The following is a 24,142-nucleotide window of genomic DNA, read 5'->3' on the forward strand; positions in this document are numbered from 1 at the left end:
TCAGGCGAACAACTCGCGATGACGGGATGACCACTGCGCCATGGTCTCGGCGGGTGTCCCGGTCAGCACCTCGACATTGTCGTTGGCGGCCTGCGGTTCCGGCTCGCCCTCCCACAGGTCCAGGTACCACCCGGCACCATCGCCCATGACCGGCCGCAGCAACTCCTCGGCTTCGGCGCGACTGCACGGCTGCATCCCGACGGACGTGCCCAGGCCGACACCGATCTGCCGCGCGATCTCCGCCCGGGTGATCGCCACCGGTCCGGTCAGTTCGTACATCCGGCCCAGGTGTGCATCGCGTGGGCCGGCCAGCAGGTGGGCGGCGACCCGGGCGATGTCGTCCATGGACACCGGCGCTTCGACGGCATCGGGTGCCACGTCGCGCACCAGGCCCGTCCGGATCTGCGGTGCCCACATGGCGAAGTTGTCGCAGAACTCGCCGGGACCCAGCTGCGTGCTGGGGACCGCCGCGGCCGCCACCGCGTCCGCATGCCGCTGCCAGTGCGCGCCGCCCGACAACGCCACCAGGTACTCGACTCCCGCCGCCGCGATGTGTTCGAGTGCTGCATCGAGGGTGGGCGGGTACGGCGCGAGGTAGACGCGCTGCACGCCGGCCAGGGCGGCGGGCAGCGTGTCGGGCCGGCCCAGGAAGCCTGTGACGACTTGCACACCGTGGGGCAGATTCGCCTTGGCCGGGTCGGTGGTCAACGCGCGGATGTCGCGGACGCCCAGGTCGAGCAGCCGATCGACGACCTTGCGGCCGATATTTCCGGTGGCACCCGTCACAAGGACCGTCATGCCGACCACCCTAACGACGGCGACCGACAGCTCCGGATTTTCGGCGGCTCCCTCGGCGATGACAGAATCGAACCCATGCATTCGCCGCTGCGGGCCGTCCTCTTCGACATGGACGGCACCCTGGTCGACAGCGAGAAGCTCTGGGACGTCGGCATGCACGCGTTGTACGCCCAGATGGGCGGGGTGATGTCCGAGGAGTCCCGGGCGGCGACGGTCGGCGGCTCGGCCGAGAGCGTGATGGTGCACGCCTACCGGGATCTGGGGCGCGAGCCCGACCCGGCGGCGATGGCCGCCTCCATCGACTGGCTGCACGTGTACGTGGGGGAGCTCTTCGAGGGCGGGCTGCCGTGGTGCGCCGGCGCCCGCGAACTGCTCGACGCGCTGCTGGCCGACGACGTCCCGATGGCGCTGGTGACCAACACCCGCCGTGGGCTCACCGAGAAAGCACTCGAAAGCATTGGCCGGCATTACTTTTCGGTGACCGTGTGCGCCGACGAGGTGCCGCACGGCAAACCCGCCCCCGATCCGTACCGGCGGGCCGCGCAGTTGCTGGGGTTGGCCCCGGCACAGTGCCTTGCCATCGAGGATTCGATCACCGGGACCACTGCCGCGGAGGCGGCAGGTTGCCCGGTGGTGGTGGTGCCCAACGATATTGCGGTGCCCGCCAGCCCACGACGCCATCTCGTCTCGTCGCTCGAGGACGTCGATGTCGCCGTGCTGCGGGATATCCATTCGGGACTCGCCACGGAAGTGGCCTGACGCCGGTCGGGTCTGTGCGATGGTGAGGATGCACCCATCACGCATGGCCGCGGGGAAGGACTTCTCATGTCTCATGGTCCGGTAGCCGGCGACGGTCCGTCCGTCTTCGGCGACGAGAAGCACACGTCAGGCACCAGCGCAGTGCGCATCGCCTCGGTGGCGGCCCTGGGTGGTCTGCTGTTCGGCTATGACAGCGCCGTCATCAACGGCGCCGTCGCATCCATTTCCGAGGACTTCGGGGTCGAAGGCCTCACGCTGGGCAATGCGGTCGCCTCGGCGCTGCTCGGCGCCGCCGTCGGCGCCATGACCGCCGGCCGGATCGCCGACCGCATCGGCCGGATCACGGTGATGAAGATCGCGGCGGTGTTGTTCTTCATCAGCGCCATCGGCACCGGGCTGGCGCCGAACGTCTGGGTACTGGTCGTGTTCCGCATCGTCGGTGGTATCGCGGTCGGCATCGCCTCGGTCATCGCGCCCGCCTACATCGCCGAGACGTCGCCGCCGCGGATTCGAGGCAGGCTCGGCTCGCTGCAGCAACTCGCGATCGTGTCCGGTATCTTCCTGTCGCTGGCCATCGACTACGTGTTGGCACAGCTCGCCGGCGGCGCCAACGAGACCTTGTGGCTCGGGCTCGATGCCTGGCGCTGGATGTTCCTGGTGATGATGGTGCCTGCCGTCGTGTACGGGCTCCTGACGTTCACCATTCCCGAGTCGCCTCGGTATCTCGTTGCCAGCCATAAGGTTCCGGAAGCCCGCAGGGTGTTGAGCATGCTGCTGGGCGAGAAGAACCTCGAGATCACCATCGACCGGATCAAGGAGACGCTGGAACGCGAGGACAAGCCGTCATGGCGTGACCTGCGCAAACCGGGTGGCGGCCTGCTGAGCCTCTACGGCATCGTATGGGTGGGTCTGGGCCTGTCGATCTTCCAGCAGTTCGTCGGCATCAACGTGATCTTCTACTACTCCAATCTGCTCTGGGAAGCGGTCGGATTCTCCGAAGGCGACTCGTTCCTCATCACGGTGATCACCTCGGTGGTCAACATCGTCACCACGCTCATCGCGATCGCCCTCGTCGACAAGATCGGCCGCAAACCACTGCTGTTGATCGGTTCGACCGGTATGGCGGTCTCGTTGATCACGATGGCGGTCATCTTCGGCACCGCGTCGCTGGACTCGGCGGGCAAGCCCTTCCTGGGCGACGTGGCCGGACCGGTGGCGCTGATCGCCGCCAACGTGTTCGTCATCGCCTTCGGCATGTCGTGGGGCCCCGTCGTCTGGGTGCTGCTCGGCGAGATGTTCCCCAACCGCATCAGGGCGGCGGCGCTCGGGTTGGCCGCCGCCGGGCAATGGGCGGCGAACTGGTTGATCACCGTCTCGTTCCCCAAGCTCAGCGACCACCTGGGGGTGGCCTACGGGTTCTACGGGCTGTGCGCGGTGCTGTCATTCCTGTTCGTGTGGCGGTGGGTACGGGAGACCAAGGGTGTCTCGCTGGAAGACATGCACGCCGAGCTGCTGCACGACGTGAAGCGTTAGAGCAGCCGCAAGCCACCGGTGATCGGGTCGAGGTTCTCGGCGGTGTCGGGTCCGATCGCCGCGCACGTCGGGGTGGGCACCCCGCCGAATTCGGTTCGGCCCGAATCCACGATGCCGCGCGCGATCAAGCCCGCGGCCCGCGCCTCGGCGACGATCGCGGACAGCTGCTGTTCGCTGTCCACGCCGACGCAGATCTTGGTGAAGTGACCGTTCAGCCACTCCACGACGCGGGGATCGGTGAGGTTCTCCACGACGGCGGCGACCGCCGCGTGCGCACCCTGGGCGACCATCTTGCCCTTGCGCATGTTCAGATCGGTGCGCATCACGATGACCTGTTTCACGCGCCCATCATGACTGCCCGTCATGACCACCCGTGCAAACCGGGTGGCGCGCGCATGAAAGAATCGCAGGTCGTGAAGACCTTCGACGGCCTGTTCGCCGAGCTCAGTGAGAAAGCGCAGACCCGCCCCGCGGGCAGCGGAACCGTGGCCGCCCTGGATGCCGGGGTGCACGGGCTGGGCAAGAAGATCCTCGAAGAGGCCGGCGAGGTGTGGCTGGCCGCCGAGCACGAGGGCGACGACGCGCTCGCCGAGGAGATCAGCCAGCTGCTGTACTGGACGCAGGTGCTCATGCTCGCCCGTGGTCTCACGCTCGACGACGTCTACCGGAAGTTGTGAGGATGCTGCGCATCGCCGTGCCCAACAAGGGCGCGCTCAGCGAGTCCGCCGCCGAGATCCTGTCCGAGGCCGGCTACCGCCGCCGCACCGATCCCAAGGACCTCACCGTCGTCGACCCGGCGAACAACGTCGAGTTCTTCTTCTTGCGGCCCAAGGACATCGCCATCTACGTCGGGTCCGGGCAGCTCGACCTCGGCATCACCGGCCGTGATCTGGCCGCCGAATCCGACGCGCCGGTGCGCGAGCGGCTGGCCCTGGGCTTCGGCTCGTCGACCTTCCGCTACGCGGCCCCGAAAGGCCAGTCCTGGACCGAGGGCGACCTGCAGGGTAAGCGGATCGCCACCGCCTACCCGAACCTGGTCCGGAAAGATCTCGCCGCCAAGGGAATCGAGGCGACCGTCATCCGGCTCGACGGTGCGGTGGAGATCTCCATCCAGCTCGGCGTGGCCGACGTGATCGCCGACATCGTCGGGTCCGGCCGCACCCTCGGGCTGCACAACCTGGTGGCGTTCGGGACGTCGCTGTGCGATTCGGAGGCAATCCTGATCGAACGCGCGGACAGCGCGCCCGATCCGGCGCGCGACCAGCTGGCCGCCCGGGTGCAGGGCGTGGTGTTCGGGCAGCAATACCTGATGTTGGACTACGACTGCCCGCGCAGCGTCCTGGACCAGGCCACCGCGGTGACACCGGGACTGGAGTCGCCGACGATCGCCCCGCTGGCCGACCCGGACTGGGTGGCCGTGCGGGCGCTGGTGCCGCGGCGTGAGGTCAACGCGATCATGGACCGGCTGGCCGCCATCGGGGCCAAGGCGATCCTGGCCTCCGACATCCGGTTCTGCCGATTCTGATTCACCCCGCCACCAGCGCCTGAGGCGTGTTAGCGTCCCCGGTATGACCGTGGTGGTGGTGCTGCTGCTCGCATTGTTGATCGGTGTGGTGGCCGGGCTCCGGGCGCTCACCCCACCGGCGGTGGTCGCCTGGGCCGGGGCGCTGGGCTGGATCAACCTGGACGGCACCTGGGTTCAGTGGCTGACCCATCCCATCACCGTCACGGTGCTCACCATCCTGCTCGTGGTCGAACTGGTCACCGATCAGCTGCCGTCCACCCCGAGCCGAAAAGTCCCGCCACAGTTCGGTGCCCGGCTGCTGACGGGTGCCTTCGCCGCCGCGGTGTTGGTCACCGGCGCCATCTATCAGGCCAAGACCGGAACCATCGTCTCCGGTGTCGGCGCCGGCATCATCGGTGCCGTGCTGGGCACCCTGGGCGGGGCCGAGGCGCGTACCCGATTGGTGGCCCGCACCGGTGGCCGCGACCTGCCGATCGCGCTGGCCGAGGACGTCATTGCCATCGCCGGCGGGTTCGCCGTCGCCGCCGCTGCCTCGCTGCTGTGACCATGGCAAGCGAGACAACGTCTTTCGATGCGATCATCATCGGCGCGGGCCAGGCCGGACCGCCGTTGGCCGGCCGGCTGACCCAGGCCGGGCAGCGGGTGGCCGTCATCGAACGGCACCTGGTCGGCGGCACGTGCGTCAACAGCGGATGCATCCCCACCAAGACGCTGGTGGCCAGTGCGCACGCCGCACACCTGGCCCGGCGCGGCGCGGAGTACGGGATCGGCACCGGCGACATCAGCGTCGACATGGCAAAGGTGAAGGCCCGCAAGGACAAGATCATGCTCGACGACCGTGCGGGCGTCGAGAGCTGGATCGAGGGGATGGACGGCGCCACCCTGATCCGCGGCCACGCCCGGTTCGTCGACCCGCACACCGTCGACGTCGACGGGGTGCGGCTGACCGCCGATCGGTTCTATTTGAACGTCGGCGGCCGCGCCGCGGTGCCGGACCTGCCGGGTCTGGACGGCATCGACTATCTGACCAACGTGTCGATCCTGCAGCTGGACACGGTGCCCGCGCATCTGGTCGTGATCGGCGGCAGCTATATCGGCCTGGAGTTCGCGCAGATGTACCGCCGGTTCGGCGCGCAGGTCACCGTCGTCGAACGGGGCCCCCGGCTGGCTTCCCGGGAGGACGAGGACGTCTCGGCCGCCATCCGCGACATCCTGGAGGCCGAGGGCATCACGGTGCACACCGATGCGGCGGACATCCGATTCGAGAAGCGGGACAACGGGATTGCCGTCACCCCGAACGCGGGCGTCACCCCCGTGGTCGGCAGTCACGTGCTGGTGGCCGTCGGCCGTCGGCCCAACACCGACGATCTGGGCCTCGAGCACGCCGGGGTGCAGACCGACGCCCGCGGCTACGTCGTCGTCGACGACCAACTGCGCACCAGCGCCGAGCACATCTGGGCGATGGGGGACTGTAACGGCAAGGGCGCGTTCACCCACACGTCCTACAACGACTTCGAGATCGTGGCCGCCAATCTGCTCGACGACGATCCGCGCCGGGTCAGCGACCGCGTCACCACCTACGGGTTGTACATCGATCCGCCGCTGGGCCGGGCCGGCCTGACCGTCGAGCAGGTGCGCCGTTCGGGCCGAAAAGCCTTGGTGGGCAAGCGCCCCATGACCCGGGTGGGCCGCGCGGTGGAGAAGGGCGAAACCCAGGGCTTCATGAAGGTGGTCGTCGACGCCGAAACCGAGGAAATCCTGGGCGCCGCGATTCTCGGGGTGGGCGGTGACGAGGTGGTGCACCTGATTCTCGACGTGATGACCGCCAAGCTGCCCTACACCGCCATCTCGCGGACCATGCACATCCACCCAACGGTCAGCGAGTTGGTGCCCACGATGCTGCAGGAGCTCACGCCGCTGCAGTAGCCGCCCGGCCGGCCTTGAACTGGCCGGTGACCACCGCCACCCGGTGGCCCAGATGCTCGCAGGTGGCCACGTCGGCGGGATGGACCTGGTCGGGGTCGGCGTCGACGTCGGTCTGGGTGCCTGCGCCCAGCCAGAAGCCGAGCCGGTTCAGGTCGTGTTCGCTCCCGCGGGCGCTGTTCCAGCCCGCACCCAGACCCAAACTCACCCAATGCATGTGGTGCTGCGCGGCGAAGACCGACAACGAGATCAGGGCGGCCATCTTGTCACCGCTCTTGGCGCCGGAGTTGGTGAAGCCCGCCGCGATCTTGTCCCGCCAGGCGCCCTCCATGCAGCGCCGGCCGGTCTGCTCGGCGAAGGCCTGGAATCCGGCCGACACGTTCCCCATGTAGGTGGGCGTGCCGAAGATGAGCGCATCGGCGGCGTCGACGGTGTCCCAGTCGGCGGGGGTCAGTGCCTCCACGGGAAGCAGCCGGACCTGGGCACCACCGCGGCGCGCACCCTCGGCGACCGCGTCGGCCAGGGTGGCGGTGTGCCCGAAACCGGAATGGTAGACGATGCCCACGTGTGGGAAGGGGTTGGGCGACATGACATCTCCTTCAGTTCGTGATGGTGTCGGCGACTTCGCGGTAGCGCTGCTGCCAGTCCGGCAGCGGTTGCCCGGCCAGGTGTGCGGTGAGCCGGTCGAGGAAGGCGTGGGTGCCGGGATGGAAGCCCCTGGCGCCGGGAACCGACAGACCGCGGTGGGTGAAGCGCAGCAGCGTGCCCTCGCCGTCCCGGCTCAGCTCGTAGCGCACCACGCCGCCCTTGGCGCCCAGAATCTGTTGCTGCCATTCGTGTTCGAACACGTGCGGCGGATCCCAGACCAGGATCCGGCCCGTGACCCGGGTGCGGTCGGGCGGATACGGCGGCCCGTTCGGTGTCGTCTCGACCAGCCCGCCCGGGCGGGCGTCGATGGTGGTGGCCCCCATCCATCGGGCGCGCTGGGCCGGATCGGTGATGGCCGACCACACCGCTTCTATCGCGTGCGCCAGCCGGCGTTCGAAACGCAGCGTGGCCAGGTCGCCCTGGACGGTGAGTTCGCCCTCGTGTCGGGTCATCTCGCGCCAGACCCTTCTTCTCCCGATGCTTCGCTCGCCCGGGCGTCCAGGTGCGCCACGAGTGCGTCGAGGTGCGCCGACCAGAACTGCCGGTACTGCTCGATCCATCGGTCCATCTCGACCAGGCCGTCGGCGCGCAGGGCGTACACCCGCCGCTGGGCATCGGCGCGGACCTCGACGAGCCCGACCTCGCGCAGGATGCGCAGGTGCCGGGACACCGTCGGCTGGGTCAGCCCGGGCAGGGCGGCGACGAGCTGACCGGCGGTGCGTTCACCGGTGCGCAGCGCGTCGAGCAGGGTGCGCCGGTTCGGTTCGGCGACGGCCTCGAACACGTCCATGGTTCGAGTATTGCAACTGATCTATATAGATGCAAGTGCATATAGGCCTGTCATCGCCGCTGCACCAGCAGCGTCTGCGCCGACGTGCCGATGAAGCCGTGCCGGTCGAAGATCTCCGCGCTGGTGACGCCGATCCCGTCCGGCCCGATCGAGCCGCGCGAGCGCAGCGCGAAATCGGCACCGACCGGGGCGCGGTGCAGATGCACGGCGGTGTCGGTGTTCATGAACACGAACTCGTCGGGATCGAGCGCCGCACCCACCCCGTTGGCCGAATCGACCACCAAGGCCAGCCGCTGCAGATCCGTCAGCGGTTCCGCGTCGACGAGCGGCACCAGCGGGCTCATCCAGGTGACCGCCGCCTGGCCCGGGTCGGTGTGCTGGGCGCGCCAGCTGACCGTCTCCAGGTATCCCGGGGCGCCCATCCAACCGTGCGGGTTGTCCCGCGCCGGCCCCTCGGTCAGGGGTGGATGTCGGTCGGTGACCGCGTCGCGGGTGTCGCTGGTGGCCAGCAGCCAGGCGCTCACCGTGGCCACCGCGCGATCGGTCCCGTCCGGCCGCGTGGCCAGCATCTCGGCGTCCACCTTGGCGATGCGGGCACCGGGCCGCACCACCCTGGCCCGCACCTTCACCGGCGCCACCGGGATGGCGCCGAGGATGTCCAGCAGCAGCCGGCCGACCCGAAGCTCGGGCCGATCGGCGCACAACTCCTCGATGGCCTTGGTCATCAACGCCAACGGCGGCGAACCGTGTTGGATCGCCGGATCCCAGTTGCTGGCGGTGCCGATGGTGGACTCGAACACGGCGAGATCACCGTCGGAACCCGTCCGGCGGTAGTAGCAGTCGATCATGCAGGGAACTCCGCAGGTTCGGTGGACGCAGGCCAGCCGGGATACGGCGGGGGAGTGCCGCCGAACTCCGGGCAGCGGTCGCGGTGGCTGCACCAGTCACACAGCCGCGACGGCTGCGCACGGAAATCGCCTGTCGCACCGGCGGATTGGATGGCCCGCCAGATCGCCATCAGGGTGCGTTCGAAGCGCTCGAGCTCCTCGCGTTCGGGGGTGTAGTCCAGTACCTCGCCGTCGGCCAGGTACAGCAGCCGCAGCCGCGCGGCCAGCACGCCCCGGGAGCGCAGCAGGGCCACCGCGTAGAACTTCATCTGGAACAGCGCCTTGGCTTCCGCGAACGGCACCCGGCCGGTCTTGTAGTCGACCACCCGCAGCTCCCCGGTGGGGGCGACGTCGATGCGGTCGACGAAACCGCGCAGCAGCGTGCCGTCGGCCAGCTCGACCTCGACCCGCTGTTCGCAGCTCTGCGGGTCGAACCGGGTGGGATCCTCCAGCCGGTAGTACCCGGCCAGCAGCTTGCGCGCCTCGCCCAGCAGGCCGTCGCGCAGCCCCGGCTCGAGCTCACCGAGTTCCGGCGACTCCGAGAGCACCCGCTCCCACGCCGGACCGACGAGCTCCAGGGCGGTGTCCTGGTCGCGCTGCGCGGCGGGCAGGCCGTAGAGCTGCTCCAGGGCGGCGTGCACCACCGACCCCCGCACCTGGGGGATCGACGTCGGCTCCGGCAGCCGGTCGATGGCGCGGAACCGGTACAGCAGCGGACACTGCTTGAAATCGGCGGCACGCGACGGCGACAGCGCCGGCCGCCGCAATGTCAGGGGCACGCTCATGACGATCAGCCTAGGTTCCGGCACCGACAGCGGTTGGCAGCCGCGACGGCGTTTCTGGCAGGCTGACGTTCCGTGTCTACTACCGGTCCGTTCGTCGTCGGCGATCGTGTTCAGCTCACCGACGCCAAGGGGCGGCACTACACGATGGTGCTCGAACCCGGGGCGGAGTTCCACACGCACCGCGGTGCGCTGGCCCACGACGATGTGATCGGGCAGCCCGAGGGCAGCGTGGTGAAGTCGGCCAACGGCGACCAGTTCCTGGTGCTGCGGCCGCTGCTGATCGACTATGTGCTGTCCATGCCCCGCGGCGCGCAGGTGATCTACCCCAAGGACGCCGCCCAGATCGTGCACGAGGGCGACATCTTCCCGGGCGCGCGGGTGCTCGAAGCGGGCGCCGGTTCGGGCGCCCTGACCTGCTCGCTGCTGCGCGCCGTCGGCCCGCAGGGGCAGGTGATCTCCTATGAGGTGCGTGACGACCATGCCGTGCACGCCATCCGCAACGTCGAGACCTTCTTCGGTGAACGGCCCGCCAACTGGGAGCTGGTGATCGCCGACCTGGCCGAGTACACCGGTCCGCAGGTGGACCGCGTGGTGCTGGACATGCTCGCCCCGTGGGAGGTGCTGCACGCGGTGTCGGAGGCGCTGATCCCGGGCGGCGTGCTGATGGTCTACGTCGCGACCGTGACGCAGCTGTCCAAGACCGTCGAGGCGCTGCGCGAGCAGCAGTGCTGGACCGAACCGCGGTCGTGGGAGACCCTGCAGCGCGGCTGGAACGTCGTGGGCCTGGCCGTCCGTCCGCAACACAATATGCGCGGGCACACGGCGTTTCTGGTCTCCGCGCGGCGGCTGGCGCCCGGGACCATCACGCCCACTCCGCTCAAACGGCGCAAACAGCAGGTCTGAACGCTAGTCGTCGGTGCTGCGCCGGCACCCGCGGCGCACCGCGAGGAGCTGGAACTCGGGGTGCGCGGCGACGAGGCGCTCCGCGGCGTCGAGCACCTCGACGGTGTGGGCGCGATCCGCGGCGACGACGGCCAGGCCGATCCCGGCGCGACGGTGCAGATCCTGGTTTCCGGTTTCGGCCGCCGACACCGCGAACCGGCGCCGCAGCTCGGCGATGACCGGCCGGATCACCGAACGCTTCGCCTTGAGCGAGTGCACGTCGCCGAGCAGCAGGTCGAATTCCAGCCAGCCGATCCACATCAGCGTGGCGGGGGCGGCGCGGAAGTGTCCTGACCGATGTCCAGCAGCTGATCGGCGGTGGCCCTGGTGAGCTGCCAGCCGCTGCCGGCGGGCGTGAACTGCATGGGATAGACGAACGGTTTCGAGTCGGGGGCGGCCGACATGATGCTGATGGTGGCGACCACGTCGCCCGGTTGGCCGGGCGCCCAGGCCAGGTCGGAGGCGCGGATATCGAGCGGGGGCAGCCGGTTGTCGGCCAGCGCGTGAGCGAACCGGTCCAGCCCCGCGGCCTCATCGGGCGTGGCGTACTGCACCAGTGTCACCTTCTGCTCAGCGGGAACCGACACATCCGCGAGCCGCGCCAGCACATCGGTGAGCGCCTCGGGTGCGGGCAACTGGGCCTGACCGGGCGGGGCGGCCACCGAACTGATGGTGGCGGTGGGCGCCGGGGGCACGGGTTCGGGGCTGCACCCGGACAGTCCGAGCGCCGCCATCGCGATGGCGGCGCCGCGGACTGCTGCCGGATGGCGGTACACCGGCCGGATCAGACCGCCGACAGCAGCGCCAGCGCAGAGTCCTTCGAGATCTGCCAGCCGGTGGGGCTCGGGCCTGCGACGAAGGTCACAGTCTGCGTGGCCGACGCGCCGGTCGCGGCGGTGGCCGTCACATCGGCGGTGGCGAAGCCCTCACCCTCGTCGATGGCCGACAGCGCGAAGGTGAGCGGGAACTGGCCCTTGGCAGCGGCGTTGCGGTACGCGCGATCTGCGGCGATGGTCTCGATGCGGCCGAGGCCGCCCTGGATGTAGGCGGCTTTGCCGGAGAAGGATCCGGGGCCGGCCAGGCCGTTGAGCGTCTGCACCAACGGCGCCTCCAGCTGCGGGGCCGGCGTCTGCGGCAGCGGGGCGCCCCACGCCGCCGGGGTGATGGCGGGCGCGCCGCCCGATGCAACCGATGTCACAGTCCCCGTCGCGGCGGCGGCCACCACCGCGGCGGCGGCCATACCGGTAATGAGGGATTTCTGGATCACAGTGGTCCTTTCAATTGGGCCAGCTCATCAAGAGGTTAACAAGCGTTGCTGGTGTGTCGAATTCCTAGACCGCACACAAAGGCTGAATCGCCGGTAGCGTTGAAGTTGTTACTGCGCCAACATTCGGTGCGGGAGGGAGCGCAACATGAGCGAGTCAGAGCGTTCAGAGAATTCTCGTGACGATCTGAGCACACCACTTTCGGGCGAGGACGCTGCCGAACTGGAGCGGCTGCGCCAGGAGACCGCGGCGCTGCGCGAGCAGCTCGAGAACGCCGTGGGAGCATCCAGCGGATTGCGGACCGCCCGCGATGTCCATCAGCTCGAGGCACGCATCGACTCCCTGGCGTCCCGCAACGCCAAGCTGATGGACACCCTCAAGGAGGCCAGGCAGCAGCTGCTGGCCCTGCGCGAGGAGGTCGACCGGCTGGGCCAGCCGCCCAGTGGCTACGGCGTGCTGCTGGCCACCCATGACGACGACACCGTCGACGTCTTCACCTCCGGGCGCAAGATGCGGCTCACCTGCTCGCCCAACATCGACACCAGCACGCTGAAGCAGGGTCAGACCGTGCGCCTCAACGAGGCCCTCACGGTGGTCGAAGCCGGCACGTTCGAGGCCGTCGGTGAGATCAGCACGCTGCGCGAGATCCTGTCCGACGGACATCGGGCGCTGGTGGTCGGGCATGCCGACGAGGAGCGCATCGTGTGGCTGGCCGAACCGTTGGTGGCCGCCGAGTTCCTGCCCGAGGGTGTCGACATCGCCGAGGCCGACGAGCTCAACGGCCTGGACGACCAGCCCCGCAAGCTGCGTCCCGGCGACTCGCTGCTGGTGGACACCAAGGCCGGCTATGCCTTCGAGCGCATTCCCAAGGCCGAGGTCGAGGACCTGGTGCTGGAAGAGGTGCCCGACGTCAGCTACGGCGATATCGGTGGCCTGACCCGCCAGATCGAGCAGATCCGCGACGCGGTGGAACTGCCGTTCCTGCACAAGGATCTGTACCGGGAGTACGCGCTGCGTCCGCCCAAGGGCGTGTTGCTGTACGGCCCGCCCGGATGCGGTAAGACGCTGATCGCCAAGGCGGTGGCGAACTCGCTGGCCAAGAAGATGGCCGAACTGCGGGGCGAGGAGTCCCGGGAGGCGAAGAGCTACTTCCTGAACATCAAGGGCCCGGAGCTGCTGAACAAGTTCGTCGGCGAGACCGAGCGGCACATCCGGCTGATCTTCCAGCGGGCGCGGGAGAAGGCGTCGGAGGGCACGCCAGTCATCGTGTTCTTCGACGAGATGGACTCGATCTTCCGCACCCGTGGCACGGGCGTGAGCTCCGACGTGGAGACCACCGTGGTGCCGCAGCTGCTGTCGGAGATCGACGGCGTCGAGGGCCTGGAGAACGTCATCGTGATCGGCGCGTCCAACCGCGAGGACATGATCGACCCCGCGATCCTGCGGCCCGGCCGCCTGGACGTCAAGATCAAGATCGAGCGGCCGGATGCCGAAGCGGCGCAGGACATCTTCAGCAAGTACCTCACCGAGGACCTGCCGGTCCATGCCGACGATCTCGCCGAGTTCGGCGGCGACCGGGCGCTGACCATCAAGACGATGATCGAGAAGGTCGTCGACCGGATGTACGCCGAGATCGACGACAACCGGTTCCTGGAGGTCACCTACGCCAACGGTGACAAGGAAGTCATGTACTTCAAGGACTTCAACTCCGGCGCCATGATCCAGAACGTCGTGGACCGGGCCAAGAAGTACGCGATCAAGTCGGTGCTGGAGACCGGGCAGAAGGGCCTGCGCATCCAGCACCTGCTGGACTCCATCGTCGACGAGTTCGCCGAGAACGAGGACCTGCCCAACACCACCAACCCGGACGACTGGGCCAGGATCTCGGGCAAGAAGGGCGAGCGGATCGTCTACATCCGCACGCTGGTCACCGGCAAGTCGTCGAGTGCCAGCCGGGCGATCGACACCGAGTCGAACCTGGGTCAGTACCTCTGACCCAAGGCCCGGTAACTCGTGTCCGACGACGTATTCGGTAAGCGCTACGGAGAGGTCCTGCTGGTCAGGAACACCGAGTCGGGCCCGGAAGCGACGGTGTACAACACGTTTCCGCTCAGCGACTGTCCGGCCGAGTTGTGGGACCGGCTGGACGCCGCGGACATCGCCGAGCGCAACGGTGCTGTCGCGGCGCTGCTGAACGGGCCCCGGTACTGGTTGATGAGCGGCATCGAGAAGGCCTCCGGTGCGCCGCTGCCGCACGAGACCTTCGGCGGTCTGGAGATGCTCAGGCAGGCCACGGTAAAGCTGTCCTCGATGAACCCGGCGCCTTACGGTGTCAACACGGTCGACCGGCAAGCGGTGTTCGTCTTCGACGCCGGACGGCGAGTGTACGAACTCGTCGACCCGGACGGTCGGCGCTGGATCATGCAGACCTACAGCCAAACGGTCGACAAGCATCTGGGCCTGGCCGACCTGCCCGGCCTGGCCGAGCGGTTGTCCCTGCCGCCCGGGTGGCGGTACCGGTCCCACATTCCGGAGCAGGCGATCGTCGTCGACACCCGGCAGCGCGACGCGACCGTCACCCAGGACGATCTGGCGAACACCTACTCGCTGATCGGCTGAGCGATCCCGGCGGCGATGGTGCCCAGTTCGTCCAGCACCGCGCCGACGGCCGGCCGCGCCACGGCCCCGGCGCGGGTGACCGCCTCGACACGGCGGGCCACGGTGATGTCGCTGATCGGCAACCGCACCAGCGAGCGGTTCAGCAGCACGAACCGCGGCATCAGCGCGATGCCCAGGCCGGCGTGCACCAGTTCCTCGGCGACGCGGAAGTCGTTGACCCGCTGCGTGATCCGCGGCTGTACGCCGGTCAGCAGGGCCAGCGAGTTGAGCACGTCGTCGACCATCAGGCCACCCTGGACCCCGATCCACCGATCGTCGGCCAGTTCCGCCAGCCGCACCCGATCTCGGCCGGCCAGTCGATGGCCGGCGGACATCACCACATCGAGCGGTTCGCGCAGCAGGTGCGTCGCGGTGAACCGTGGACCCCAATCCGCCGTGTCGCGGTCGTCGCGGTGGACCACGACGATATCGAACTCGGTCAGTTGCTGCGCCGCCTGGGACGCGGGCACGTCGATATCGCGGCCGATGACGTCGACGCCGCGGGCGCGTGCGCGGATGATCAACGGCGCCAACAGCATTGCCGCACCGGAGGGGAAGAAGGAGACGCTGACCTGCCCTCGTTCGGTGCTGCGGTAGGCCGCCATCTCGGCGGCGGCCCGGTCCAGGGCGCCCAGCACGGCGTCGGCGTGGTCGACCAGCACGCGTCCGGCGTCGGTGAGCCGCAGCCGGCGTCCCACCGGTTCGAGCAGGGGTACGCCCGCTTCCCGCGTCAGGACCTTGAGCTGTTGGCTCACCGCCGACGGTGTCATCGACAGCACGTCCGCGACGGCGGCCACCGTGCCGTGATCGGCGAGTTCGCGCAGCATCCGCAACCGGTGAACATCCATGTAGTAAGGCTACATCGATTGATTAGAATCATTAGATTGACTGAATCATGGGGGTTGACCAGGCTGGACCCATGCGCCTCGTCGACTCCGCCCTGCTCGCCGTGGCCGTGGCATGGGGTTCCAGCTACCTCGCGGCCAAGGAAATCGTCACCGCGGACTCTGTGTTCGGCTTCCTGGCGATGCGTTTCGGCATCGCCACCCTGGCACTGGCCCTGCTGATGGGCACGCGGCTGCGCCGGATCGGCCGCGCCGAAATATGGTCCGGTATGCTCTTCGGCGCCATCCTGGCCGCCGTCCTGGTGTGCGAAACCTACGGCGTCACCATGACATCGGCGTCGAACGCCGGTCTGATCATCGCCCTGGCCATCGTCATCACCCCGATGCTGCAACGCGACGCCATCCCGCCGGCCTTCTATCCGGCGGCAGGCACGGCGGTCCTGGGCTGTGTCCTGCTGACCCAGTCGGGTGGCTTCGCCGCCCCCGGTGCCGGTGATGTGCTGGTGGCGGTGGCCGCCGTGCTGCGGGCGGTGCACGTCACGGTCATCGACCGGACCTCGGTGCGGCGGCCGACCGATCCGGCGGCGACGACCCTGGTGCAGTTGGCGACCGTCGCCGTACTCGGGACAGTGGCGGCGGGCATCGGTGGACAGTGGGGATCGGCCGCGCGGATGTCGGGAGCCGACTGGGCACTCACGCTGTATCTGGCACTGGCCTGTACCGTCTTCGCGTTCGGGGTGCAGATGTGGGCGTTGCGGCGGACCTCGCCGGCACGGGTGAGCCTGCTACTGGGCACCGAGCCGTTGTGGGCCGTGCTCGTCGGGCTCGGATTGGCCGGCGACCGGCTGACCGCCGTCGGGGTGGCCGGCGCCGCCCTGCTGCTGGCCGGAACCTGCTGGGGTCGTGTGCTTCTCACCCGCTTCCAGCTCGAGGTAGGCGTCCCGGCCGGCGAGGCTGACCGCGACATCGGCGATCAGCGGGTCGAAAAAGCGTTGCCGGTACAGCGGGTCGACGCTGGTGCTGACGGTGAAGTAGAGGCCGGACAGCACCGCGACGAACAGCGAGGTGTGCACCACGGTCTGCGGTATCGGGATGTGCACCCCGAACCACGTTCCGGCACAAGGCGGCTCGCCCCCGGCGACGGAACACTGGCTCTCCGCCGACCACAACACCGTGACGTCGTCGGGGATCGCGATGACGCCCAGCGCCAGGAAGAACGCGAACAGCCCGGTGGTGAACAGGACCACCTGAATCGCCTGTGACACCACCATGATCGCCACCACGTTGACATTCTCGGCGCGCGAGAGCTGCGTCCGGGCGGGTTGCCGGCCCGGTGCCGGCTGCAACGGGGTGCCGGCCAGCAACCGCGCCGGATCCGTTTGTTCGGCGCGGCCGTCGCGCAGCGCCTGCACCTCGTCGCGGATGGTGGCGACCACGAACACCAGCGCCACCAGGGCCAGGAAACCGATTGTCTGCCATAGTCGTTGACGCGTCATCCGGGCCGCCAGCTGCCACAGCTCACCGGTGAAGTACACGACCACGGTCAACATCAGCAGCGGCAGCGCCCGGCTCATCAGGGTGCCCAGCGCGCCCAGCTGCACCCAGGCGAAGCGGAAGGCCCACGCCGCGATCGACCCGAAGCCCAGATACGTCAGCCAGATCGCCAGCAGCGAAATCAGCACGAACACCGGAGCTTCGGCGGCCGCCGCAGCCGTCCATCCGCTCACCGTCACCGGCATCACGACCACGAAGATCGCCATCACCACCCAGGCGCCGGAACGGCGGCCGGTCTCGCCGAGCCGGCTGTCCAGCCGGTGCAGCACGGTCAGTGCGAACGGCGCCGCGAGCAGGACCGCCGCGATCACCCCGAGCCGCACCGCATACCCGTAATCGGGCCGCTCATCGGTGACCTCGGCGAGCAGCATGGTCACCGCCGTCAGCGCCCCGACGGCCGAGATCATCGGGGCGGACCGTTCCACCAACGCCCGGGAGCGCACCCGCCGGGTCAGCACCAGTGGCAGGCCACGACGCAGGAACCACTCATGCACGGCCGATACGTCGGCAGCCACCACCCGGGACACCGCCATATTGTCGGCGATCTGGTGCAATCTGGGGGAGATGCGACGAGAACTGCTGCGACCCGCGAACTGGGGAATCTCGGCCCGGTCCGCCTTCGTGGCGGCCAGCGTGGTGTTCGTCGCGCTCGGCATCGCCGGGATGGTGCTCTCGGCGGTGCTGTACCGCTCGATGCTCAGCGGTGTCGACAACGCCGCCGCGGCCCGGGTCACCGAGGTGGCCGCGGGTATCGCCCGCTCCGGGCCGGCGGCGTTGGACGACGAGTTGCTGGCCACCGACGAACGCATCGTGGCCGTGCAGGTCATCGTCCACGACGGATCGGGCGGCGGCCGGGTGGTGTTGCGCTCGGCGTCCGCACCCGACACACCGCTGATCCCGGTCGGCGAGCTCGGTACCGGCACCCGGATCGGGCTGCCCGACGCCGCCGCGCAATACGGCCACATCCGGTTCAGCGCCCAGTCCGTGGAGGACCCGGCCGGCCACACCTACACGGTGCTGGTGGGCGAGGGCAGCCGGGTGGTGACGGCGACCGTGAGCACGGTGGTGGTGGCCCTGGCCATCGCCGCACCGGTGGTGATCGCCGTGTCGGCGGCGGCCACCTACCTCCTGGTCCGCCGATCGCTGCGATCGGTCGACGAGATCCGTGCCCACGTGGACGCCATCACCACCTCCGATCTCACCGGCCGGGTCCCGGTGCCCGACAGCCGTGACGAGATCGCCGCGCTCGCGGTGACGATGAACGAGATGCTGGCCCGCGTCGAGGCCGGTCACGCCGCCCAGCAGCGCTTCGTCGGCGACGCGTCCCACGAACTGCGCAGCCCGCTGGCCACCATCATCTCCGCGCTGGAGGTCGCCCAGGCGCACCCCGACCTGCTCAACGCCGACCTGGCCGAGCACACCCTGCTACCGGAGGCCCATCGGATGGCGTCGCTGATCGACGACCTGCTGCTGCTGGCCCGGGCCGACGAGCGGGGACTGACCACACGCTCGGCCGACGTCGACCTCGACGACCTGGCCACCGGGGCGGCCGAGGCCCTGCGGCACACCACCACCCTGGAGGTGCGCTGTGAGGCGGAACCCACCCGGGTGACCGGTGATGCCGCGGCGCTGACCAGGGTGCTGCGCAATCTGCTCGACAACGCGGCCCGCCATGCGGTGTCGCTCATCGAGATCACCGTCGGCACCGACGACGGGCACGCGGTACTCACCGTCGGCGACGACGGTCCAGGGGTGCCGGTGGCGGATCGGCGTCGGGTCTTCGACCGGTTCGTGCGGCTGGACGGCGACCGGTCCCGGAGTGCGGGCGGCACCGGCCTCGGGTTGGCCATCGTCGCGGAAATCGTTGCCGCCCACCACGGCCGGGTATGGCTGACGGACCGGCCCGGCGGCGGGGCGCAGGTGGTGGTCACCCTGCCCGTCGACGCCGCCGAACGCGATCAGGCGGTGGTCAGCCGGTAACCCACGCCGCGAACGGTTTCGATGGTGTTGGTACCGAACGGTGCGTCGATCTTGCGCCGGAGGTAGCCGACGTACACCTCGACGACATTGTCCGGACCGTCGTAATGGGTATCCCAGACATTCTGCAGCAGTTCGGCTTTGGTGACGGCGGTGTCCTTGTTGCGCATCAGGTACTCCAGCACGCCGTACTCGCGCGGGGTCAGCGTGATGAGGGTGTCCGCGCGGGACACCACCCGGTGGATCGGGTCCAAGGTGAGGGTGCCCGCGGTGATCACGGCCGGCCGTTGCGCGGTGCTGCGCCGCACCAGGGCGCGCAGCCGCGCCACCAGCACGATGAACGAGAACGGTTTGGTGAGATAGTCGTCGGCGCCCAGCTCGAACGCGTCGGCCTGGTCGTAGTCGCCGTCCTTGGCCGTCAGCATCAGCACCGGCGTCCACACCTCACGCGCACGCATCCGGCGCAACACCTCGTACCCGCTGAGCCCGGGCACCATGATGTCCAACACGATGACGTCGAACTGGTTCTCGGTGGCCTGGCGCAGGCCCTCGACGCCGTCGCCCGCCTCGGTCACCTCGAAGCCTTCGGCGCGCAGCCCGACGGCCAGGGTCGACCGGAGCCGCGATTCGTCCTCGACGATCAGAAGTTTCATGACACTTTCATGTCTACCGTCCGGCGCCGGGCCGGGTGTACAGCCGGTACCGGTCGCGGGCGTCGAGGGTGAGCGTGAGGTCCTCGATCAGCGGATCGAGGAACCGGGTCCGGTAGTCGGAATCGCCAGCTGCCCGGGCACTGATGTACATGAACGTCATCGCGCCGAGGAACATCGCGGTCTGGATGAGCGCCTGCGGGATGGGCAGCGTCATCCCGAGGATCATCCCGTCGCTGGCCCCGTTGCGGGTCCACTCGGCCAGCAGCCGCGGGGTCAGCAGGATCAGCCCGAGCACCCCGAAGATCAGCGTGGTCACCACCGCGACCGCCAGCACCTGCAGCACCTGGGACAGCACCAGCACGAACACCACGTTGATCCGCTCCAGCCGGGACAGCCGCGTCCGCTGCGCCGGCGCGGGCAGGCCGTGGAACGGGGTGCCCAGCAGTGCGCCGTCCACCTTCGGTGGCCGCGTCGCCGACATGAGGGTGGGGCGCACCCGGTCCACGGTCGCCGACGTGACGAAGGCGACCGCGATCCCGCCCAGGAACAGCAGGGCCAACCACAACCGCGACCGCGGGACATAGGCCGCCATCAGCCACACGTAGGTGTTGAAGAACACCAGGACCGTCAACAGGATCACCGGTAGCGCCCGCGCCAGCAGGCCCCCGACGAGCGACAGGTTGTGCAGCATCGAGCGCAGCGCGAGCCCGAGGATCGACCCGATTCCGCATGCGGTCAGCGCGACGGTGGCCGCGATCAGCCCGGCGACCAACAGCACGTCGGCCAGCACGTACGCCGACGGTCCGCCGAAGACGGCGCCGAGCACGCACACCAGCACCGCGGCCGCGGCCGCGGCCGCGCGCCCGCGCAGGCTGCCGATCCGCGACACCGCCCAGCCGACCGCCGCCGCCACCGGCAGCACCAGGACCAGCAGCACGAGGATGAACCACTCGTTGCGGGTCGGCGAGCCGTCGATGTCGATGGTGTGTTTACCGGTGATGGCCACGACGGCCACCGAGTTGGCCATGAACACCGCCAGCACCGCCAGCGCCGGTGCGCTGCGCTGCCAGAGATGCCGCGCCAACACGCCCGGGCGCAGCACCGTGGGCAGCCCGCGCCGGAGAAACCAGGCGTGCGCCTCGACCAGGTCCAATTCGCCTCCGTAATCCGGGCGGGCAAGCCGAGCGAGTAATCCGGCGCTCGTCGGGCCCTACCTGACATCGGCCGGGCGCCCGTCGCTAGGGTTGCAACTTATGCAACGGATTATCGGAACCGAGGTGGAATACGGCATCTCGTCGCCGTCGGACCCCACCGCAAATCCGATTCTCACCTCCACCCAGGCGGTGCTGGCCTACGCCGCCGCGGCCGGTCTGCAGCGGGCCAAGCGCACCCGGTGGGATTACGAGGTCGAATCCCCGTTACGGGATGCCCGCGGGTTCGACCTGTCCCGTTCCTCGGGTCCGCCGCCGATCGTCGACGCCGACGAGGTCGGCGCGGCCAACATGATCCTCACCAACGGTGCCCGGCTCTACGTCGACCACGCCCACCCCGAGTATTCGGCCCCCGAGTGCACCGACCCGCTGGACGCGGTGATCTGGGACAAGGCCGGTGAACGGGTGATGGAGGCCGCGGCCCGGCACGTCGCCAGCGTGCCCGGGGCGGTCAAGCTGCAGCTGTACAAGAACAACGTGGACGGCAAGGGCGCGTCCTACGGTTCGCACGAGAACTACCTGATGAGCCGGCACACGCCGTTCTCCGCGGTGATCGCCGGACTGACACCGTTTTTCGTCTCCCGCCAGGTGATCACCGGGTCGGGACGGGTCGGGATCGGCCCTTCCGGTGACGAACCGGGATTCCAGCTGTCCCAGCGTGCCGACTACATCGAGGTCGAGGTCGGGCTGGAGACCACCCTCAAGCGCGGCATCATCAACACCCGCGACGAGCCGCACGCCGACGCCGACAAGTACCGCCGGCTGCACGTCATCATCGGTGACGCCAACCTCGCCGAGACGTCGACCTACCTCAAGGTGGGCACCACCTCGCTGGTGCTCGACCTGATCGAGTCCGGCGCCGACCTCTCGGATCTGGCGCTGGCCCGCCCGGTGCACGCCGTGCACGTGATCAGCCGGGACCCCTCGCTGCGCGCCACCGTCGCGCTGGCCGACGGCCGCGAACTGACCGGTCTTGCCCTGCAACGCATCTACCTGGACCGGGTGGCCAAACTGCTGGAACACCGCGATCCGGATCCGCGTGCCCAGCACGTGGTCCAGACCTGGGCCGAGGTGCTGGACCTGCTGGAGCGCGACCCGATGGAATGCGCGGAGATCCTGGACTGGCCGGCCAAGCTGCGGCTCCTCGAGGGTTTCCGCCATCGGGAGAACCTGGCCTGGTCCGCGCCCCGGCTGCACCTGGTCGACCTGCAGTACTCCGATGTGCGCCTCGACAAGGGCCTGTACAACCGGTTGGTGGCCCGCGGATCGATGAAACGCCTGGTCACCGAGCAGCAAGTGCTCGACGCCGTGGACAATCCGCCGACCGACACCCGGGCCTACTTCCGTGGCGAGTGCCTGCGCCGGTTCGGCGCCGACATCGCCGCGGCCAGCTGGGACTCGGTGATCTTCGACCTGGGCGGGGATTCGCTCGTCCGGATTCCCACCCTGGAACCGCTGCGGGGCAGCAAGGCGCATGTGGGTGCGTTGCTCGATTCGGTGGACAGTGCGGCCGAATTGGTGGAACAGCTCACCACGTAAGTACTTGCTATGCCGGGCAGGAAGCGCGTTGACCGGTAGGGTGAAAGAACCGATCGAGCAATCAGGAGGCGGCGATGGCTCAGGAACAGACCAAGCGTGGCGGTGGTAGCGGTGAGGACGACGATCTCACCGGTACGACGGCTGCCGGCCAAGAGCGTCGCGAGAAGCTGACCGAAGAGACCGACGACCTGCTCGACGAGATCGACGACGTGCTGGAAGAGAATGCCGAGGACTTCGTGCGCGCCTACGTCCAAAAGGGCGGCCAGTGACGGGCCGGTTCGACAAACCCCTTGCACCCTTCGCAGACCGTCTGGACATCTCTTCCCCCTACCTCAACCTGTCGTCGTTCAGCGAGTTCCTGGGCCGGCAGGCGCCGCACCTGCTGCCGATGGCCGCGGGTGTGAGCGGTAACGGCTCGGCCGACCTGCCGCACGGCACCACCATTGTGGCGCTGAAGTTTCCCGGCGGGGTGCTCATCGCCGGCGACCGGCGGGCCACCCAGGGCAACATGATCGCCAGCCGCGATGTCGAGAAGGTGCACATCGCCGACGATTACACCGCCACCGGTATCGCCGGCACGGCCGCCATCGCGGTGGAGTTCGCCCGGTTGTACGCCGTGGAGCTCGAGCACTACGAGAAGGTCGAAGGCGTGCCGCTGACGTTCCGCGGCAAGGTGAACCGGCTGGCCATCATGGTGCGCGGCAATCTCGGTGCGGCCCTTCAGGGTTTCGTCGCGCTGCCGCTGCTGGTCGGTTTCGACGTCGACGATCCGGATCCGGCGAACGCGGGCCGCATCGTGTCCTTCGACGCGGCGGGCGGCTGGAACCTCGAGGAGGAGGGGTATCAGTCCGTCGGTTCCGGATCGCTGTTCGCCAAGTCCTCCATCAAGAAGTTGTATTCACAAGTGACCGACGGGGATTCGGCGTTGAAGGTGGCCATCGAGGCGCTCTACGACGCCGCCGACGACGATTCGGCCACCGGCGGACCGGATCTGGTGCGCGGTATCTACCCGACCGCGGTGCTGATCGGTGCCGACGGCGCCGTCGAGGTCACCGAGGATCGGATCGCCGAGCTGGCCCGTGAGGTCATCGCCGGCCGGACCCGGGCCGGAGGCAACGCCTGATGAGCTTCCCGTATTTCATCTCGCCCGAACAGGCGATGCGTGAGCGTTCCGAGCTTGCCCGCAAGGGTATTTCGCGGGGCCGCAGCGTGGTGGTGCTGGCCTACGACGGCGGCGTGCTGTTCGTCGCCGAGAACCCGTCGCGCTCGCTGCAGAAGGTCAGTGAGCTCTACGACCGGGTCGGCTTCGCCGCGGTGGGCCGCTTCAACGAGTTCGACAAGCTGCGCGTGGCCGGTATCCAGTACGCCGACACCCGGGGATACGCCTACGACCGGCGCGATGTGACCGGACGGCAGCTGGCCAACGTGTACGCGCAGGCGCTCGGCACCATCTTCACCGAACAGGCCAAGCCGTTCGAGGTGGAACTGTGCGTCGCCGAGGTCGCGCACTACGGCGAGAGCAAGGCGCCCGAGCTGTACCGGATCACCTACGACGGCTCCATCGCCGACGAACCGCATTTCGTGGTCATGGGCGGCACCACCGAGCCGATCGCGACGGCGCTGAACGAGTCCTACACCGAGAACGCCACGCTGGCCGACGCCGTGAAGATCGCCGTCGACGCGTTACACGCCGGTGGAAACGGAACCGAGCAACGCGTTCTCGGGCCGGCCACCCTCGAGGTGGCCATCCTGGACGCCAAGCGGCCCCGCCGCGCGTTCCGCCGGATCACCGGTCCGGCGCTGGAGGCTTTGCTTCCGTCGGCAAGTACCACCGAGTAGCCGGCGATCCG

28 protein-coding genes and 1 pseudogene are annotated in these 24,142 nt (G+C 69.0%); 15 read left to right on the forward strand and 14 right to left on the reverse strand.

All coding sequences use genetic code 11. From position 1 onward, the window contains the following. Entirely contained in the window at positions 1-798 is a 798-nt protein-coding gene (locus BN977_RS17475) for an SDR family oxidoreductase (RefSeq protein WP_036400419.1), read from the reverse strand. 87 nt (positions 799-885) lie between these two features. On the opposite strand from BN977_RS17475, the gene BN977_RS17480 reads away from it, so the two are divergent. Both BN977_RS17480 and BN977_RS17485 read left to right on the forward strand, forming a co-directional pair. Next, positions 886-1,557 (forward strand): HAD family hydrolase, encoded by a 672-nt coding sequence (locus BN977_RS17480; protein ID WP_036400421.1) that lies wholly within the window; start codon positions 886-888, stop codon positions 1,555-1,557. A gap of 66 nt (positions 1,558-1,623) precedes the next feature. After that, the gene (locus BN977_RS17485; protein ID WP_036399841.1) at positions 1,624-3,090 is read left to right on the forward strand and encodes a sugar porter family MFS transporter; all 1,467 of its coding nucleotides are present in this window, start codon (positions 1,624-1,626) and stop codon (positions 3,088-3,090) included. Here the strand turns inward: BN977_RS17485 and pth2 are convergent. Beyond that, on the reverse strand, positions 3,087-3,431 hold the full coding sequence (gene pth2, locus BN977_RS17490) for an aminoacyl-tRNA hydrolase (protein WP_051561606.1): 345 nt from the start codon (positions 3,429-3,431) through the stop codon (positions 3,087-3,089). The genes BN977_RS17485 and pth2 overlap by 4 nt on opposite strands. Before the next feature lie 54 nt (positions 3,432-3,485). Between pth2 and BN977_RS17495 the strand changes: the two genes are divergently transcribed. From BN977_RS17495 to BN977_RS17510, 4 genes are read left to right on the forward strand one after another with little or no spacing between them, the layout of a single operon-like run. Then, positions 3,486-3,767 carry a phosphoribosyl-ATP diphosphatase gene (locus BN977_RS17495; RefSeq protein WP_024453552.1) on the forward strand — a complete coding sequence of 94 codons (282 nt, stop codon included), beginning with the start codon at positions 3,486-3,488 and terminating at the stop codon, positions 3,765-3,767. A 2-nt stretch (positions 3,768-3,769) separates the two neighbouring features. Then, complete coding sequence (gene hisG, locus BN977_RS17500) at positions 3,770-4,615, forward strand: ATP phosphoribosyltransferase (protein ID WP_024453551.1); 846 nt, start codon at positions 3,770-3,772, stop codon at positions 4,613-4,615. A 43-nt stretch (positions 4,616-4,658) separates the two neighbouring features. Beyond that, positions 4,659-5,159, forward strand: a complete 501-nt coding sequence (locus tag BN977_RS17505; protein WP_024453550.1) for a DUF4126 family protein — start codon at positions 4,659-4,661, stop codon at positions 5,157-5,159. A gap of 2 nt (positions 5,160-5,161) precedes the next feature. Continuing rightward, positions 5,162-6,541 (forward strand): FAD-containing oxidoreductase, encoded by a 1,380-nt coding sequence (locus tag BN977_RS17510; protein WP_024453549.1) that lies wholly within the window; start codon positions 5,162-5,164, stop codon positions 6,539-6,541. On the opposite strand, the gene BN977_RS17515 is transcribed toward BN977_RS17510, so the two are convergent. The 5 genes from BN977_RS17515 to BN977_RS17535 are packed head-to-tail and all read right to left on the reverse strand — an operon-like array spanning position 6,525 to position 9,648. Continuing rightward, positions 6,525-7,127 (reverse strand): flavodoxin family protein, encoded by a 603-nt coding sequence (locus tag BN977_RS17515; RefSeq protein ID WP_036399842.1) that lies wholly within the window; start codon positions 7,125-7,127, stop codon positions 6,525-6,527. The two genes, BN977_RS17510 and BN977_RS17515, sit on opposite strands and share 17 nt — an antisense overlap. A 10-nt stretch (positions 7,128-7,137) precedes the next feature. After that, on the reverse strand, positions 7,138-7,638 hold the full coding sequence (locus BN977_RS17520) for an SRPBCC family protein (protein WP_024453547.1): 501 nt from the start codon (positions 7,636-7,638) through the stop codon (positions 7,138-7,140). Further along, positions 7,635-7,976 (reverse strand): ArsR/SmtB family transcription factor, encoded by a 342-nt coding sequence (locus BN977_RS17525; RefSeq protein WP_024453546.1) that lies wholly within the window; start codon positions 7,974-7,976, stop codon positions 7,635-7,637. Before BN977_RS17525 ends, BN977_RS17520 begins: the two co-directional genes overlap by 4 nt. Positions 7,977-8,026: 50 nt before the next feature. Then, complete coding sequence (locus BN977_RS17530) at positions 8,027-8,824, reverse strand: thioesterase family protein (RefSeq protein WP_024453545.1); 798 nt, start codon at positions 8,822-8,824, stop codon at positions 8,027-8,029. Further along, the gene (locus tag BN977_RS17535) at positions 8,821-9,648 is read right to left on the reverse strand and encodes a RecB family exonuclease (protein WP_036399843.1); all 828 of its coding nucleotides are present in this window, start codon (positions 9,646-9,648) and stop codon (positions 8,821-8,823) included. The genes BN977_RS17530 and BN977_RS17535 overlap by 4 nt, the downstream gene beginning before the upstream one ends. 72 nt (positions 9,649-9,720) lie before the next feature. On the opposite strand from BN977_RS17535, the gene BN977_RS17540 reads away from it, so the two are divergent. Continuing rightward, positions 9,721-10,551 (forward strand): tRNA (adenine-N1)-methyltransferase, encoded by an 831-nt coding sequence (locus BN977_RS17540; protein ID WP_024453543.1) that lies wholly within the window; start codon positions 9,721-9,723, stop codon positions 10,549-10,551. Between the two features lie 3 nt (positions 10,552-10,554). On the opposite strand, the gene BN977_RS17545 is transcribed toward BN977_RS17540, so the two are convergent. Genes BN977_RS17545 through BN977_RS17555 form a run of 3 tightly spaced genes read right to left on the reverse strand, consistent with a single transcriptional unit; the run spans position 10,555 to position 11,830 of the window. Continuing rightward, positions 10,555-10,851: a DUF503 domain-containing protein gene (locus tag BN977_RS17545; protein WP_036399844.1), complete on the reverse strand. Its 297-nt coding sequence runs from the start codon at positions 10,849-10,851 to the stop codon at positions 10,555-10,557. Beyond that, positions 10,851-11,366 carry a lipoprotein LppK gene (locus BN977_RS17550; protein WP_036399845.1) on the reverse strand — a complete coding sequence of 172 codons (516 nt, stop codon included), beginning with the start codon at positions 11,364-11,366 and terminating at the stop codon, positions 10,851-10,853. Before BN977_RS17550 ends, BN977_RS17545 begins: the two co-directional genes overlap by 1 nt. 8 nt (positions 11,367-11,374) lie before the next feature. Further along, positions 11,375-11,830, reverse strand: a complete 456-nt coding sequence (locus tag BN977_RS17555) for an MTB12 family secreted protein (RefSeq protein WP_036399847.1) — start codon at positions 11,828-11,830, stop codon at positions 11,375-11,377. Between the two features lie 172 nt (positions 11,831-12,002). On the opposite strand from BN977_RS17555, the gene arc reads away from it, so the two are divergent. Beyond that, positions 12,003-13,850, forward strand: a complete 1,848-nt coding sequence (arc, locus tag BN977_RS17560; RefSeq protein ID WP_036399848.1) for a proteasome ATPase — start codon at positions 12,003-12,005, stop codon at positions 13,848-13,850. An 18-nt stretch (positions 13,851-13,868) separates the two neighbouring features. Further along, positions 13,869-14,474 carry a hypothetical protein gene (locus tag BN977_RS17565; protein WP_036399850.1) on the forward strand — a complete coding sequence of 202 codons (606 nt, stop codon included), beginning with the start codon at positions 13,869-13,871 and terminating at the stop codon, positions 14,472-14,474. Here the strand turns inward: BN977_RS17565 and BN977_RS17570 are convergent. After that, a complete protein-coding gene (locus BN977_RS17570; RefSeq protein WP_036399852.1) occupies positions 14,456-15,361 on the reverse strand; it encodes a LysR family transcriptional regulator in 906 nt (301 codons plus the stop codon). The genes BN977_RS17565 and BN977_RS17570 overlap by 19 nt on opposite strands. Before the next feature lie 71 nt (positions 15,362-15,432). On the opposite strand from BN977_RS17570, the pseudogene BN977_RS33640 reads away from it, so the two are divergent. Then, positions 15,433-16,194, forward strand: a pseudogene (locus BN977_RS33640) (DMT family transporter); the annotation flags it as partial. Here BN977_RS33640 and BN977_RS33315 read toward each other — a convergent pair. Further along, a complete protein-coding gene (locus BN977_RS33315) occupies positions 16,144-17,445 on the reverse strand; it encodes a hypothetical protein (protein ID WP_234709638.1) in 1,302 nt (433 codons plus the stop codon). The pseudogene BN977_RS33640 and the gene BN977_RS33315 overlap by 51 nt on opposite strands. Positions 17,446-17,476: 31 nt before the next feature. Between BN977_RS33315 and BN977_RS17585 the strand changes: the two genes are divergently transcribed. Beyond that, positions 17,477-18,892 carry a HAMP domain-containing sensor histidine kinase gene (locus tag BN977_RS17585; protein ID WP_036400428.1) on the forward strand — a complete coding sequence of 472 codons (1,416 nt, stop codon included), beginning with the start codon at positions 17,477-17,479 and terminating at the stop codon, positions 18,890-18,892. On the opposite strand, the gene BN977_RS17590 is transcribed toward BN977_RS17585, so the two are convergent. Together BN977_RS17590 and BN977_RS17595 are read right to left on the reverse strand one after the other, a co-directional pair. Further along, the gene (locus BN977_RS17590) at positions 18,871-19,542 is read right to left on the reverse strand and encodes a response regulator transcription factor (RefSeq protein WP_024453534.1); all 672 of its coding nucleotides are present in this window, start codon (positions 19,540-19,542) and stop codon (positions 18,871-18,873) included. The genes BN977_RS17585 and BN977_RS17590 overlap by 22 nt on opposite strands. Positions 19,543-19,555: 13 nt before the next feature. Continuing rightward, complete coding sequence (locus BN977_RS17595; protein ID WP_036399857.1) at positions 19,556-20,695, reverse strand: hypothetical protein; 1,140 nt, start codon at positions 20,693-20,695, stop codon at positions 19,556-19,558. Positions 20,696-20,795: 100 nt separating this feature from the next. Here BN977_RS17595 and dop point away from each other — a divergent pair, with 100 nt between their 5' ends. The 4 genes from dop (at position 20,796) to prcA (ending at position 24,131) form a co-directional block, all read left to right on the forward strand. Continuing rightward, positions 20,796-22,292 carry a depupylase/deamidase Dop gene (gene dop, locus BN977_RS17600; protein WP_036399860.1) on the forward strand — a complete coding sequence of 499 codons (1,497 nt, stop codon included), beginning with the start codon at positions 20,796-20,798 and terminating at the stop codon, positions 22,290-22,292. A 74-nt stretch (positions 22,293-22,366) separates the two neighbouring features. Further along, positions 22,367-22,561 (forward strand): ubiquitin-like protein Pup, encoded by a 195-nt coding sequence (locus tag BN977_RS17605; protein ID WP_024453532.1) that lies wholly within the window; start codon positions 22,367-22,369, stop codon positions 22,559-22,561. A gap of 119 nt (positions 22,562-22,680) precedes the next feature. Continuing rightward, positions 22,681-23,415 (forward strand): proteasome subunit beta, encoded by a 735-nt coding sequence (prcB, locus tag BN977_RS17610; protein ID WP_109790240.1) that lies wholly within the window; start codon positions 22,681-22,683, stop codon positions 23,413-23,415. Then, complete coding sequence (gene prcA / locus BN977_RS17615) at positions 23,415-24,131, forward strand: proteasome subunit alpha (RefSeq protein ID WP_024453530.1); 717 nt, start codon at positions 23,415-23,417, stop codon at positions 24,129-24,131. Before prcB ends, prcA begins: the two co-directional genes overlap by 1 nt. Positions 24,132-24,142 lie beyond the last annotated feature (11 nt).

This window comes from Mycolicibacterium cosmeticum (assembly GCF_000613185.1).
GTDB lineage: Bacteria > Actinomycetota > Actinomycetes > Mycobacteriales > Mycobacteriaceae > Mycobacterium > Mycobacterium cosmeticum.